This window comes from Burkholderia sp. JKS000303, from assembly GCF_002563755.1.
In the GTDB taxonomy this organism is placed as follows: Bacteria; Pseudomonadota; Gammaproteobacteria; order Burkholderiales; family Burkholderiaceae; genus Burkholderia; species Burkholderia anthina_B.
The window spans coordinates 593,691-606,450 of record NZ_PDBZ01000002.1 but is presented as its reverse complement, the minus strand read 5'-3'; the positions used below and the strand labels follow the sequence as shown (position 1 = coordinate 606,450).

Genomic DNA, 12,760 nt, shown 5'->3' with positions numbered 1-12,760 from the left:
CGCGAGGCGGCCGCCGTGTGCTCAGGCCGGCACGGCCGCCGCGTCGATCACGGCAACGGTCGCTTCGCGCAGGCGGCGCGCCCGCTCGACGGCCGGCGTCGTCTTCGCCCACGCTTCGTTCGGCACCTCGACGCTGACCGGCAAGTGAGCGGGCAGCGCGCGCAGGATGCCCGCGAGGTCGAGACCGCCATCGCCCGGCGCCATCCGCGCGCAGCGTGCCTGGAACAACAACGTGTCGACGTCGGTCGGCCGCTCGGCGGGCGCATCGCAGAACTGCACGTAGCCGAAGTACGCGTGCGGCAACACCCGCAACGCGTCGAGCGACGAGCCGGCACGATCGAAGTGGATCGGGTCGACGATCAGCCCGGTGTTGCGCCGACCGCATGCGTCGACGATGCGCGCCCCGGCGCCGATGTCCTTCACGTCGGTCCACGGCATCGGCTCCAGCGACGGCGACAGGCCGAGCGGCGCGGCGAGGTCGCAGAGCCGGCCGAGCCGCTCGACGGTACGCGCTTCGTCGGGATCGTTGCCGGCCACGAGGACGTAGCGCGCGCCGAGTTCCGCCGCCGTTTCGAGCATCGGCAGATAGTGCGTCACGTCGGTATCGGGCTTCAGCCGCACGATCTCGACGTCGAGCACGCGCATGCCCGTATCGCGCAGGACCGCGAGCGTTTCGCGCTTGAGCCGCGTATCGCCGACGATCTCGTGGCGAACCTCGGTATCGGTGGCCGGCAGCAGTCGCAGGCCGACGTAGTCATAGCCCGCGTCGACGGCGCATTGCACCATCTGCGGCGGACTCAGTTCGAGCACGGTCAGCGCCGACAGCGACAGCGCGCGGGGTTGAGGCTGGGTCATATCGTCTCCTTGAGCGTCATGGCGCAACACACGGCAGGTTCAGCGCAACGGCGAGAACGGCGCGGGCACGCAGATCGTCGACTCCATGGTCGTGAGATGGGCCGGGCCGCCCTTCGGCGGCCAGATGCCGTCCTTGACCGCCTCGGCGCGAATGCGCGAACGCTCGTCCACGCTCGCATACGGCCAGATGTTCAGGAACCGCGGCGTGTCGCCGTCGAGCGCATACATCGCGCCGACCAGCGGCGAGCGCCGGGTGCGCTCCGGCACCGCCTGTTCCCACACGTCGATGGTGTGCTGCAGGCTGCCGAGCTTCGTGCCGTACACGCGCATCTCGTAGATGCCGCCGTGCACGGCCGGCTCGATCGGCGGCAGGAACGGGAACAGCGCGTAGCTGGCCGTCTTCACGTCGATGATGGATTCGCCGCAGCCGAACGGGTTGCCTTCGAGCAGCATCCGCTTGCGCTCGGCGACGAGCGCGGCCTCCGATTCGTAGCCGCGCAGCACCAGCACCTGGCCGAGCGTGCCGATGTCCGAGTACCACGCGCCGAGCAGCTTGCCGCCCTGCGGATCGCCGCTGGCCTGAATCCCTTCGAAAACCTGCGCGTTCGCGCCGATCTTCACCGTGAGCGTCACTACGTCATACAGTGTCATTGCATTGTCCTCGAGGATGAATCGATGCCGGCACGCGCGGGTTCGGGCGCGGCGTCGGCGAGAGAAAGGCCGGCGAGATAACCGAAGGTCATCGCCGGGCCGAGTGTGATGCCGCCGCTGGGATAGCAGCCGCCCATCATGCTGGCCGCATCGTTGCCGACCGCGTAGAGGCCGGCGATCGCCCGGCCGGCGGCGTCGAGCGCGCGCGCGTCGCGGTCGGTGGCCAGGCCCGCGAACGTGCCGAGGCTGCCGGGCAACAGCTTCACCGCGTAGAACGGCCCCGCCTCGATCGGCGCGAGACACGGGTTCGGCTGCCGGTCGGCGTCGCCCTGCACGCGGTTGTACGGTGTCGAGCCCTTGTGAAACGCCGGATCGCTGCCCTGCTTCGCATACTGGTTGTAGGACGAGACCGTGTCCGCCAGCGAGGCCGCGTCGATGCCGCATTCGCGCGCGAGCGCATCGAGCGTCGCGCCGCGCTTCAGATAGCCGGCGTGCCGGTACGGGCCGGTCGGGAACGGAAACGGCTTCGAGAAACCGAGCCCGTAGCGCCGCTGAAAGCGATGGTCGCAAACGAGCCACGCGCACACTTCTTCGCCGGCCGGCGTCGTGTCGAGCAGCGCGGAAATGAAGTCGTGATACGACGATGCCTCGTTCACGAAGCGCCGGCCCGCGCGCGTCACCGCGATCACGCCCGGCTTCGCGCGTTCGATCAGATGCGGAAACGCGACGGCGTCGCCGCCCGCTTGCGGCACCAGCGACACGGGCGCCCACGCGGCCGGCGCATCGAGCGACCGGTCGAAATGCGCGCCGATCGATTCGCCGAGCCGGATCCCGTCGCCGGTATTGCTGCGCGGCGCCGCCGACCAGTGTTCGCGGCCCGACGGCGTATAGGCGAACGTCTGCGCGCGCCGCGCCGGGTCGTGCGGAAAACCGCCGCAAGCCAGCACGACGCCGCGCGCCGCGCGCACCTCGTGCACGATGCCGTCGATCGCCACGCGTGCGCCGGTCACGCGCGCGTCGTCGCGCAGCAGGCCGATCGCCTTCGCATTCGTGCGCAGGTCGACGCCGCGATCGGCGGCCGACTTCAACAAGCGCGCGACGAGCGCATTGCCGTTGACGAGATGCATCGAACGCCCGTAACGCAGCGTGTGCCACGCGAACGCGGCCAGCCGGCGGCCGACATGCAGCGCCGACTTCAGCGAGCGCGTCGCGCGATAGAAATGCGCGAGATCCTGGCCGGACGCGAGCGCCATCCCCTTGAGCGTCGTCACCGACAGCGGCGCGCGCAACCGGTCGATCAGCGGGCCCAGTTCGCGGCCGTCGAACGGCATCGCGCAGACCGAGCGCCCACCCGTGCCGGCGCCCGGCGTGGTGTGGAAATCGGGAATGCGGTTGCCGTCGACGAAGCGCACCGCCGTGTGCCGCTCGAAGAATTCGATCATCTCCGGGCCGCGTTCGAGCAGCGCGTCGGCCTTCGCCGCATCGAACTGCGCGCCCAGCTCGTTCTTCAGATAGGTGCGCGGCACGTCGATGTCCTCGCGAATGCCGGCCCGCGTCGCGAGCGGATTGCGCGGAATCCACAGCCATCCGCCCGACCACGCGGTCGTGCCGCCAAACACCGCCTCCTTCTCGGCGACGATCACGCGCAGCCCCTGCGCCGCCGCCGTGACCGCCGCCGCGAGGCCGCCCGCGCCGGAGCCCAGTACCAGCACGTCGCAATCGAGTATCGGTTCACGCTTCATGTTCAGTCTTGCCCGTTCAGTGTCTCCAACGCCGGATGCGACCTGATCGCGACGCCTATGGAATGTTCTTTCGAAGTGGAATACTATTCCACTAAATTGGGTTTAGCAAAGACTTTGTGACGACAGGGAGGCAACGCAATGCGAGTACTGGTAACGGGCGGCAGCGGTTTTCTCGGCGCATGGATCATCAGGAGGCTGCTGGCGCGCGGCATGGAATGCGTGAGTTTCGACGTGCGCACGAACCCGCGCCTCGTCGAGGCGCTCGCGCCTGAACGGGCCGCGGCCGTGCAGTGGCGCACCGGCGACATCGCCGATGCGGCCGCCACGGCGCGCGCATTCGACGGCTGCGACGCGGCGATCCATCTCGCGGGCATCCTCACGACGGACTGCGCGGCCGATCCCGTGCGCGGCGCGCAGGTCAACCTGATCGGCACGCTGAACGTATTCGAGGCCGCCCGCGCGGCCGGGCTGCGACGCGTGCTCTATGCGAGCAGCGCCGGCGTGTTCGGCCCCGACGACGGCGCCGTGCCGCTGCCGCAAACCCACTACGGCGCGTTCAAGCTGGCGTGCGAAGGATCGGCGCGCGCGTACTGGCACGACCACGGGATCGCGAGCGTGGGCTTTCGTCCGCTGGTGGTCTACGGCGCCGGGCGCGAGACCGGCTCGAGCGCGGGGCCGAGCCTGGCGTGCCGGGCGGCCGCGCGCGGCGAGCGCTACACGATTCCGTTTACCGGCACGACGGGCCTCGTGTTCGCCGACGACGTCGCCGCCGTCTACGAGGCCGCGCTGCTGGCCGACATCGACGGCGCGCACGCATTCACGCTGGCGGGCGAGATCACCCCGGTGAACACGCTGATCGAGCGGATCGCGGCCATCGTGCCGGGCGCGCACCTCGATGCCGGCGGGCCGCCGCTGCCGATCGCGACGGCGTTCCCCGACGACCCCGCGCTCGAGCGCCTGCTGCCCGGCCTGCCGCGGACCGCGCTCGACGACGGCCTGCGGCAGACGGTGGCGTTCTACCGGCGCCAGCGCTAGGCCGGCGCCCGTCCGCGCGGCTACGCGACGTCCGCGGGCGCCACGCCCGTGCGCGTCGCGGCCGCGCGATGCACGGCGAGCGTCGCCGCGAGCGTGCGCGCGGCGTCGTCGGCCGAACACAGCGGCGCCTCGTCGCCCGCGATCACCGCCGCGAAGTGGCGCAACTGCTCGTGATACGGATCGGCGCCATGCGGCGTGCAGCGCTCGACCGTCAACGGATCGTGCCAGCCCTTGCCGCTGCGGTATTCCCACAGATCGAGCTGCGGCAGCGTGAGCGACGCATCCGTGCCGATCAGGAAATGCGTGTTCACCTGTTGGCGCGGATAGTGCGCAGCCTCGCCCGCCGCGAGATCCCAGTTCCACGGCGAGGCCGCGCAGTCGGACACGGCCAGCGTGCCGAGCGCGCCGCTGTCGAAACGCAGCAGCACGGCGGCCGTGTCTTCGACGTCGAAGCCGCGCACGCGATTGGACGCCTGGGCCTGCACCTCGACGATCTCGCCGAGCAGGAACCGCATGATGTCGATGTCGTGAATCAGGTTGATCAACACGGGGCCGCCGCCCGCGCGACGGCGCCATTCGACGTCGAAATACGCGTCGGGCTTGTAGAACGTCGCGAGCGCATTGGCCGCGACCGGCTTGCCGAGCCGCCCCGACTGCACGATCTCGCGCGCGCGCCGCAGGATCGGATTGTGACGGCGATGGTGGCCGACCAGCAGCGGCACGCCGGCCTCGCGTGCGGCGCGCCCCAGCTCGGCCGCCGCCGCGACGCTGTCCGATACCGGCTTTTCGATCAGCGCCGGCACTCCGCGCGCGATGCATGCCAGGCCGACCTCCACGTGTGTCGCATTCGGCGTCGCGACGATCGCGCCGTCCGGGCGCACCGCGTCGAGCATCTCCGCGTAATCGGCGAACCCGCGCAGGCCCTCGGCACGCGCGAACTGCTCGGCCGCCGGCGACGGATCGGCGATCGCCACCACTTCCACCTGCGCATGCGTGCGCGCGCGCTCCACGTGCATCCGTCCGATTGCGCCCGCACCGATCACTGCCAGCCGTCTTCTTGCCATCTCGTCATCTCCGTTGTTCGGGGCGTCCGCATTGCGTCGTTCGCTCGCATTCCGGGCCGACCGAGTGAATACCCCGATTTATTGAAACCATCTTTAATTGTTGAATGCTATTCCACTTCTAACTAGAATTCACCAAAAAATTTCGATACGTATCGCGCGGCCCGCCCACGGGCCGCGCGGAATCGACCCTTGACCAGGAAACAGGAGGCCAGACACATGACTGACCAGCACGAGCAGAACGACACCCTTTCCAGCCACCCGGCGGACGCGCCCGACAGCCCGGCGTTGTCGCGCCGCGCGTGGCTCGTCACCGCGGGCAAGGCGCTCGCGGGCGGTGCGGCGGCGCTCGCCGCGCCGGCGATCGTGCGCGCGCAGGGCGAGCAACCGCTGAAGCTGGGCCTGCTGATGGCCAAGCAGGGCGTATGGACCGAACAGGGCGAAGTGATCGCGAACGGCGTCAAGCTCGCGCTCGACGAGGCAGGCAACCAGGCGCGCGGCCGGCGTGTCGATCTCGTCTGGTACGACGAACCGAATCCGCAGTCGGCGCAGCAGAACATGCAGAAGCTCGTCGAGCAGGACAAGGCGATCGCGGTGATCGGCGGCACGAACAGCGGCACGTCGCTGGCGATGTCGTCGGTCGCGTGGCGCACCAAGACGCCGTACATCGCGCCGAACGCCGCCGCGCGCGAGCTGACCGGCAGCAGCTGCAACCCGTACACGTTCCGCGTGCTGAGCCCGACGCCCGTCGCGTGCCGCGCGCTCGCGCCGTCGCTGCTCGCGATCGGCAAGAAATGGCACTTCCTCGTCGCGAACTATGCGTACGGGCAGGACATTCAGCGGGCGATGTCGGACCTGCTGAAGCAGTCGGGCGGCTCGATCACCGGCGCCGACGTCACGCCGCTCAACACCACCGATTTCAGCTCGTTCATCCTGAAGATCCGCCAGTCGAAACCCGACGTCGTGCTGCTCGGGCTGCCGGGCGGCGACCTGTCGACGTTCCTGAAGCAATACGCGGAAATGGGCATGAAAGGCCGGATCCCGGTGGCGTGCCCGATCATCGGCGACTCGGATCTGTGGTCGATCAACGCCGATGCGGCGACCGGCTATTACGGCAAGCCGTGGCATTTCAGCTCGCCGGGCCATTCGCCGGAAGAAGTCGCGTTCGTCAAAAAGTACACGGCGAAGTACGGCAAGCCGCCGGCCGACAAGGCCTGGATCGGCTGGTTCACGGCACGTGCGCTGCTGCAGGCGATCAACCACGCGAAGAGCACGTCCGGCGCGGACATCGTGCAGAGCCTGGAAACCATCCAGATGACCGACGGCAGCGGCCCCGCGTACTTCCGCCCGTGGGACCACCAGCTGTTGCGGCGCTGGAGCGTGTTCAAGGTGAAGGACCGGATCACCGACAAATGGGACTGGCTCGACCCGATCTCCGTCGTGCCGCAGAACCCCGCCGACCTCGACCGCCTGTTCGGCACGCGCGAGGAGATCGGCTGCAGGATGGCCGCGCGCTGAGCCCGCGCGCCGCCGCCGCGGCGGCGCACGCATCGACACGGCCCCAAGCGTATCCCGCGCCCGTCGCGGCCCGCCGCTCGCCCGTCACGACGGGCCGCGGCGCGGCGGCGACGGGCCGCACTCTGGAGTAAGGGCATGGCTGAAATGTTGTTGTCCCAGGTCGCCAACGGACTGGTGCTGGGATTCCTCTATGTATTGCTCGCGATCGGACTGTCGATCATCTGCGGGCTGCTCGGCATCGTGAATTTCGCGCATGGCGCGCTGTTCGCGCTCGGCGCGTATTTCGCGATCGCGCTGTCGACGCAGTTCGGATGGGCCGCCGTCGTGCTCGCGCCGGTGCTCGTCGCGGCGGTGGGCGTGCTGATCGAAGTGGTGTTCATCCGGCGCCTGTACGGCAAGGAGCCGCTGCTTAGCCTGATCGTCACGTTCGCGCTGTCGCTGCTGCTCACCGCGCTGGTGCGCCTCGTGTGGGGCGCGGGCGGCCTGCCGTTCAGCCCGCCCGAGATGCTCAACGGCTTTCTCGTCTACGGGCCGCTGCTGATCACGAAGTACCGGCTGTTCGTGCTCGCCGCGACGGTCGCGATCCTCGTCGTGCTGTGGTGGTTCATGAACTACACGCCGTACGGGCGGATCCTGCGCGCCGGCAGCCGCGATCCGGAAATGGTCGGGCTGCTCGGCATCAACCTGCCGCGCGTGCTGACCGGCGCCTTCGCGCTCGGCGCGCTGCTCGCGGGCGCCGCCGGGGTGCTCGCCGCGCCGCTCGTCACGGTCACGCCGGGGATGGCGACGACCGCCGTGATGCCCGCGTTCGTGATCGTGACGATCGGCGGGCTCGGCTCGTTCGCCGGCGCCGTGGTCGCGGGCCTGCTGGTCGGCATCGTGACCGCGCTGGCCGTCCAGTTCTTTCCCGAGGGTTCGTCGGTCGCCATGTACGTGCTGATGGCACTCGTCCTTCTCGTGCGCCCTCGCGGGCTGTTTGGTGAACGCTGGGAGCGATTCGAATGAAACCCGCCTATCTGACCCGCCACCCTGTTGCGGTGCTGACCACCGCGCTCGTCCTCGTGTCGCTCGCGCTCACCGCGACCGGCACGCCGCTCGAGCGCGCGACCCAGATCGCGATCTACACGCTCTACGGGATGGGCGTGAACCTGCTGGTCGCGTACACGGGCCTCGTGCCGTTCGGCGCATCGGTGTTCTTCGGCACGGCCACCTACCTGGTCGCCGTGTCGCTGCTGCGCGTGCTCGGCAACGAGCTGCTCGCGCTGGCGGCCAGCGTGATCGTGACGACCGTGCTGGCCGCGCTGATCGGCGCGATCGTGCTGCGCCGGCGCGGGCTGTACTTCTCGCTGCTCACCCTCGCCTGTTCGCAGATCGCGTTCGAGATCGCATTCAAGTGGACCGACGTGACCGGCGGCGAAAACGGCCTGCAGAACGTGCCGCGCCCGACCTTCCCGACGACCGTCGACTTCCACGTGTTCGCGTGCGCGACGGTGATCGCCATCGCGTATCTGCTGTGGCGCCTCGTGCACGCGCCGTTCGGGCGGGCGCTGCAGGCGCTGCGCGACAACGAGCAGCGCGCGGCGAGCCTCGGCTACGACACGTACCGGCTCAAGCTACGCGCGTTCGTGATCTCGGCCGCCGTGATCGGCTACGCGGGCGGCCTGCTGTGCCTGATGCTGCAGGGCGCGTATGCGAACAACCTGAGCTGGGAACATGCGGGCGACAGCCTGCTGATGACCGTGCTCGGCGGCGTCCACCAGTTTCTCGGGCCGCTGTGGGGCGCAATTGCGTTCATCCTGCTCGAGGACAAGCTCAGCAGCCTGACCGAGCACTGGTGGCTGATCTTCGCGCCGATCATCATCGCGTTCGCGTTCTTCTCGCCCGAAGGCATCCACGGCATCGTGCAGCGCTTGCTGCGACGCCCGCGCTGGACGCTCGTGCGCGACACGATTCCCGCGCGCCCCGACACGATCGCGCCGTATCGCGCGGGCGGCATCGACACCGATTCCGATAAACCCGTGCTGAGCGTGCGCGGGCTGTCGAAGCGTTTCGGCTCGCTCGTGACCGCCGAACAGATCGACCTCGACGTCCACCCGTGCCGGCTGCACAGCTTCATCGGCCCGAACGGCGCCGGCAAGACCACGTTCTTCAACATGCTGACGGGCGTGCTGTCGCCGACGGCCGGCACGATCACGTTCGACGGCCGTGACGTGACGAAGCTCGCGATGTTCCGCCGCGTGCGGCTCGGCATGAGCCGTTCGTTCCAGATCCTCAGCGTGTTCCGCAACCTCACCGTGTTCGAGAACGTGCGCGTGGCCGTGCAGGCCGCGCAGCACGATCGCCTCGGCATGTGGCGCGACGCGCACACGCTCGGCGAACAGAATGCGCTGACCTGGTCGCTGCTCGCGGCGGTCGGGCTCGACGATCGCGCGGCGCACGGCTGCGAAAGCCTGTCGCACGGCGAGCAGCGCCTGCTCGAAATCGCGCTGTCGCTCGCGACCCGCGCACGCCTGCTGCTGCTCGACGAGCCGCTCGCGGGGCTTGCCGAAGCCGATCGCGTGCGCGTGGCGGCGATCATCCGCGAACTGGCGAACCATCATGCGGTGCTGCTGATCGAGCACGACATCGATCGCGTGCTGACGATCTCCGATCGCGTCAGCGTGCTGCATCGCGGCCGGCTGATCGCAGACGGCTCGCCGGCCGAAGTCGCGTGCCATCCCGAGGTGGTCGAAGCCTATCTCGGCCATGCGAAGGGCGAGCGGCCGGTCGATGCGCGGCTGGCCGCACGGCGCGGCGCGCAGCCCGACGAAGCCGCGTCGGCGCGACGCCCGCTGCTGCGCCTCGAAGGCGTGAAGGCCGGTTACACCGGCAACACGATCCTCGACGGCATCGACCTCACGCTGCACGAAGGCGAAGTGATCGCGATCCTCGGCCGCAACGGCGTCGGCAAGACGACGACGTTGCGTGCCGCAACCGGCGTCGCCGACGTCACGGCCGGGCGCATCGTGTTCGACGGCCACGACATCACCGGGCGCCCCGCGCACGAGATCAATCGCCTCGGCCTCGCGATGGTGCCCGAAGGCCGCCGGCTGTTCCCCAACCTGACGGTCGCCGAGAACCTGCGGCTCGCCGCGCGCAAAGGCGGCGCGAGCGTCGACGAGATGTTCGCGCTGTTCCCGCGCCTCGCGACGCGCAAGGACGCGCGTGCCGAACACCTGTCCGGCGGCGAACGGCAGATGGTGGCGATCGCGCGCGCGCTGATGGCGCCGGCGAAGGCCATCCTGCTCGACGAACCGTTCGAAGGGCTCGCCCCCGCCGTCGTGCAGGAAGTGCTCGACGCGGTCGTCAAGCTGCGCGAGCGCGCGAGCGTCGTGATCGTCGAGCACCAGGCCGACATGGTGCTGCCGATCGCCGATCGCGCGTACGTGCTCGTTAACGGTCGCGTCGCGCACGAGAGCAGCGCAGTCGCGCTCGAACAGGACACCGCCACCCAGGCGAAATTGCTCGGCATCGTACACAACGAGGCCGGTTCCACCCAGGAGATGAAAACAGCATGACTGCCCCCTTGACCCCGACCACTCCGGTTTCGCTCGACGACGGCCTGAGCGGTGCGACCCGCGTTCACTTCATCGTCGGCGACCCGATCGCGCAGGTCCGTTCGCCCAAGGGCGTGACGGCCGCGCTGCGCGAGGCCGGACTCGACGCGCTGGTCGTCCCCGCGCACGTCGCGCCGGACGATCTCGCGGCGTTCTTCGCGGGCGTCACGCCGATGCGCAACGTCGACGGCGTGATCATCACGGTGCCGCACAAATTCAGCGCCGCCGGGTTCTGCACGAGCCTGTCCGACGAAGCCGCGTTCCTCGGCGCGGCCAACACGCTGCGCCGCACCGCCGACGGCGGCTGGCACGGCGGCATGTTCGACGGCACCGGCTTCGTCGCCGCGCTGGGCGACGCAGGCTGCGACCTGCGCGGCCGGCGCGCGCTGCTGGTCGGCGCGGGCGGCGCAGGCTCGGCGATCGGACATGCGCTGGTGATGGCGGGCGTCGCGTCGCTCGACGTGCGCGACAACGATGCCGCCCGCACCGCGTCGCTGGTCGACCGGCTGGCGACGCTGCAACGCGGCACGGTGCGCGTCGCCGCCGCGGATGTCGCGCCCGAGTCGTTCGACGTGATCGTCAATGCGTCGCCGATGGGCATGCGGGCGGACGATCCGCTGCCCGTCGACGTGTCGCGCGTGCCGGCCACCACCTTCGTCGGCGACGTCGTCACGAAACCGCCGCTCACGCCGTTCATCGAAGCGGCGCGCGAGCGTGGCTGCCGAACCGTCACGGGCACGCAGATGTTCGCGCGGGTCTGCGACCGGATGGTCGCGTTCCTGATCGATCGCGCCGCCTGAGCGCGTGCGGGCGGGTCGCGATCGCCGTGCGCGGCGCGACCCGCCGAATCCAGTCGAATCGTTTTCCCCCCGCATGACGGCGACGCGGCGTGCCGCGCCGCCGTGCGTGCCTGCGTCATCACAACAATCCGGAGACAACCCATGAAATCCTGTCGTACCTCCCCCCGACTCGTGGCGGCCAGCGTGGCGCTGCTCGCCGCCGCACCGGCGTTCGCGCAGTCGAGCGTCACGCTCTACGGCGTCGTGGACAACGGCATCGCGTACCAAAGCAGTCAGACCACGCTCGGCTCGACGGCCGGCGGCCATTCGTCGGTGAAGATGGTGACCGGGGTCTGGGCCGGCAGCCGCTTCGGCGTGCGCGGCACGGAGGATCTCGGCGGCGGCACCAAGGCCGTCTTCGTGCTCGAGTCGGGCATCAACTCCGCGACCGGCGGCCAGCAGTACACGGACGCGATGTTCGGGCGCCAGGCCTGGGTCGGCTTCACGCATCCCGCCTACGGCTCGCTGACGTTCGGCCGGCAATATGCGTCGTACTACCAGCTGCTTTCCCCGTACAGCCCGACCAACTGGCTGACCGGCTTCTTCGGCGCCCACCCGGGCGACATCGACGGGCTCGACACTATCTATCGCGCGAACAACACCATCGAATACACGTCGCCGAAGCTGTACGGCTTCACGTTCGGCGGCTCGTATTCGCTCGGCGGCGTCGCGGGCAGCCTGAATGCCGGCTCGACGTGGACCGCCGCGATCCAGTATGCGAACGGCCCGCTCGGCATGGCGGTCGGCTTCTCGCGGATCAACAATTCGACGTCAGGCGGCGGCGCGTTCGGCGCGAACTCGACGACGTCGAACAACGGCGCGCAGGCCGGCGTGTCCGCCCTCACGAACGGCTACCAGACGGCGCAGGCACAGCAGCGCTTCGCGGTCGGCGCGAGCTATGCGATCAACAACGCATGGGACGTGTCCGCGACCTACTCCAACGTGCAGTACATCCCGGGCGCCGGCTCGAAGTTCGCCGACACGGCGATCTTCAATACCGGCGGCGTCGTGCTGCACTGGAAGCCGGCCACGGCGTGGGATCTCGGCGCGGGCTACAGCTTCACGCGCGCCACGAAGGCCAACGGCATCGCGAACGCCGCGCAATATCAGCAGTTCAACCTGTCGCAGTACTACGCGTTGTCGAAGCGCACCGGGCTCTATGCGCTCGAGGCGTACCAGCGTTCGAACGGCAGCACGCTCGGCACCGCGGGTAGCGGCAACATCATCGACGCGACCGCCACGCTCGGCGACGGCTTCAACTCGGCGCCGTCGTCCACGCGCAGCCAGTTCGCGGCCGGCGTCGGCATCGTGCACCGCTTCTGAACGTAGTCGCACACCGTCCCGCTAAATTTGTGGAACACTATTCCACTTTGTTGTTTGTTGGAATAACATTCCACAATTATCGGAACATCTTCCGCCACGCGTTGCATCCGGACGCGCGGCGGAACGACATGAAGGAGACG

Annotated in this window: 10 protein-coding genes; 6 read left to right on the top strand and 4 right to left on the bottom strand. The window is 69.3% G+C overall.

Annotation, left to right across the window (positions count from 1 at the left end):
* Positions 1 to 21 precede the first annotated feature (21 nt).
* The 3 genes from BX604_RS24750 to BX604_RS24740 are packed head-to-tail and all read right to left on the bottom strand — an operon-like array spanning position 22 to position 3,248.
* Positions 22 to 855: a sugar phosphate isomerase/epimerase family protein gene (locus BX604_RS24750; RefSeq protein WP_098553473.1), complete on the bottom strand. Its 834-nt coding sequence runs from the start codon at positions 853 to 855 to the stop codon at positions 22 to 24.
* Between the two features lie 39 nt (positions 856 to 894).
* Entirely contained in the window at positions 895 to 1,506 is a 612-nt protein-coding gene (locus BX604_RS24745) for an NIPSNAP family protein (protein WP_098553472.1), read from the bottom strand.
* Positions 1,503 to 3,248, bottom strand: a complete 1,746-nt coding sequence (locus tag BX604_RS24740; protein WP_098553471.1) for an FAD-dependent oxidoreductase — start codon at positions 3,246 to 3,248, stop codon at positions 1,503 to 1,505. The genes BX604_RS24745 and BX604_RS24740 overlap by 4 nt, the downstream gene beginning before the upstream one ends.
* Before the next feature lie 138 nt (positions 3,249 to 3,386).
* Here BX604_RS24740 and BX604_RS24735 point away from each other — a divergent pair, with 138 nt between their 5' ends.
* A complete protein-coding gene (locus tag BX604_RS24735) occupies positions 3,387 to 4,283 on the top strand; it encodes an NAD-dependent epimerase/dehydratase family protein (protein ID WP_098553470.1) in 897 nt (298 codons plus the stop codon).
* Between the two features lie 20 nt (positions 4,284 to 4,303).
* Here BX604_RS24735 and BX604_RS24730 read toward each other — a convergent pair whose 3' ends face one another.
* Positions 4,304 to 5,347, bottom strand: coding sequence for a Gfo/Idh/MocA family oxidoreductase (locus BX604_RS24730; protein ID WP_098553469.1), 1,044 nt, complete (start codon positions 5,345 to 5,347; stop codon positions 4,304 to 4,306).
* Positions 5,348 to 5,563: 216 nt separating this feature from the next.
* Between BX604_RS24730 and BX604_RS24725 the strand changes: the two genes are divergently transcribed.
* The 5 genes from BX604_RS24725 (at position 5,564) to BX604_RS24705 (ending at position 12,620) form a co-directional block, all read left to right on the top strand.
* On the top strand, positions 5,564 to 6,862 hold the full coding sequence (locus BX604_RS24725) for an ABC transporter substrate-binding protein (protein ID WP_098553468.1): 1,299 nt from the start codon (positions 5,564 to 5,566) through the stop codon (positions 6,860 to 6,862).
* 135 nt (positions 6,863 to 6,997) lie between these two features.
* Positions 6,998 to 7,867: a branched-chain amino acid ABC transporter permease gene (locus BX604_RS24720; RefSeq protein ID WP_098553467.1), complete on the top strand. Its 870-nt coding sequence runs from the start codon at positions 6,998 to 7,000 to the stop codon at positions 7,865 to 7,867.
* Positions 7,864 to 10,419, top strand: coding sequence for a branched-chain amino acid ABC transporter ATP-binding protein/permease (locus BX604_RS24715; protein ID WP_098553466.1), 2,556 nt, complete (start codon positions 7,864 to 7,866; stop codon positions 10,417 to 10,419). The genes BX604_RS24720 and BX604_RS24715 overlap by 4 nt, the downstream gene beginning before the upstream one ends.
* Entirely contained in the window at positions 10,416 to 11,258 is an 843-nt protein-coding gene (locus BX604_RS24710) for a shikimate dehydrogenase family protein (RefSeq protein WP_098553465.1), read from the top strand. The genes BX604_RS24715 and BX604_RS24710 overlap by 4 nt, the downstream gene beginning before the upstream one ends.
* Before the next feature lie 141 nt (positions 11,259 to 11,399).
* Positions 11,400 to 12,620 (top strand): porin, encoded by a 1,221-nt coding sequence (locus BX604_RS24705; RefSeq protein ID WP_098553464.1) that lies wholly within the window; start codon positions 11,400 to 11,402, stop codon positions 12,618 to 12,620.
* Positions 12,621 to 12,760: the final 140 nt, after the last annotated feature.

Excerpts from the sequence above, each read along its gene's own strand:
- BX604_RS24750 (WP_098553473.1), bottom strand. The coding sequence starts at position 855 with ATGACCCAGCCTCAACCCCGCGCGCTGTCGCTGTCGGCGCTGACCGTG.
- BX604_RS24745 (WP_098553472.1), bottom strand. The coding sequence starts at position 1,506 with ATGACACTGTATGACGTAGTGACGCTCACGGTGAAGATCGGCGCGAAC.
- BX604_RS24740 (WP_098553471.1), bottom strand. The coding sequence starts at position 3,248 with ATGAAGCGTGAACCGATACTCGATTGCGACGTGCTGGTACTGGGCTCC.
- BX604_RS24735 (WP_098553470.1), top strand. The coding sequence starts at position 3,387 with ATGCGAGTACTGGTAACGGGCGGCAGCGGTTTTCTCGGCGCATGGATC.
- BX604_RS24730 (WP_098553469.1), bottom strand. The coding sequence starts at position 5,347 with ATGGCAAGAAGACGGCTGGCAGTGATCGGTGCGGGCGCAATCGGACGG.
- BX604_RS24725 (WP_098553468.1), top strand. The coding sequence starts at position 5,564 with ATGACTGACCAGCACGAGCAGAACGACACCCTTTCCAGCCACCCGGCG.
- BX604_RS24720 (WP_098553467.1), top strand. The coding sequence starts at position 6,998 with ATGGCTGAAATGTTGTTGTCCCAGGTCGCCAACGGACTGGTGCTGGGA.
- BX604_RS24715 (WP_098553466.1), top strand. The coding sequence starts at position 7,864 with ATGAAACCCGCCTATCTGACCCGCCACCCTGTTGCGGTGCTGACCACC.
- BX604_RS24710 (WP_098553465.1), top strand. The coding sequence starts at position 10,416 with ATGACTGCCCCCTTGACCCCGACCACTCCGGTTTCGCTCGACGACGGC.
- BX604_RS24705 (WP_098553464.1), top strand. The coding sequence starts at position 11,400 with ATGAAATCCTGTCGTACCTCCCCCCGACTCGTGGCGGCCAGCGTGGCG.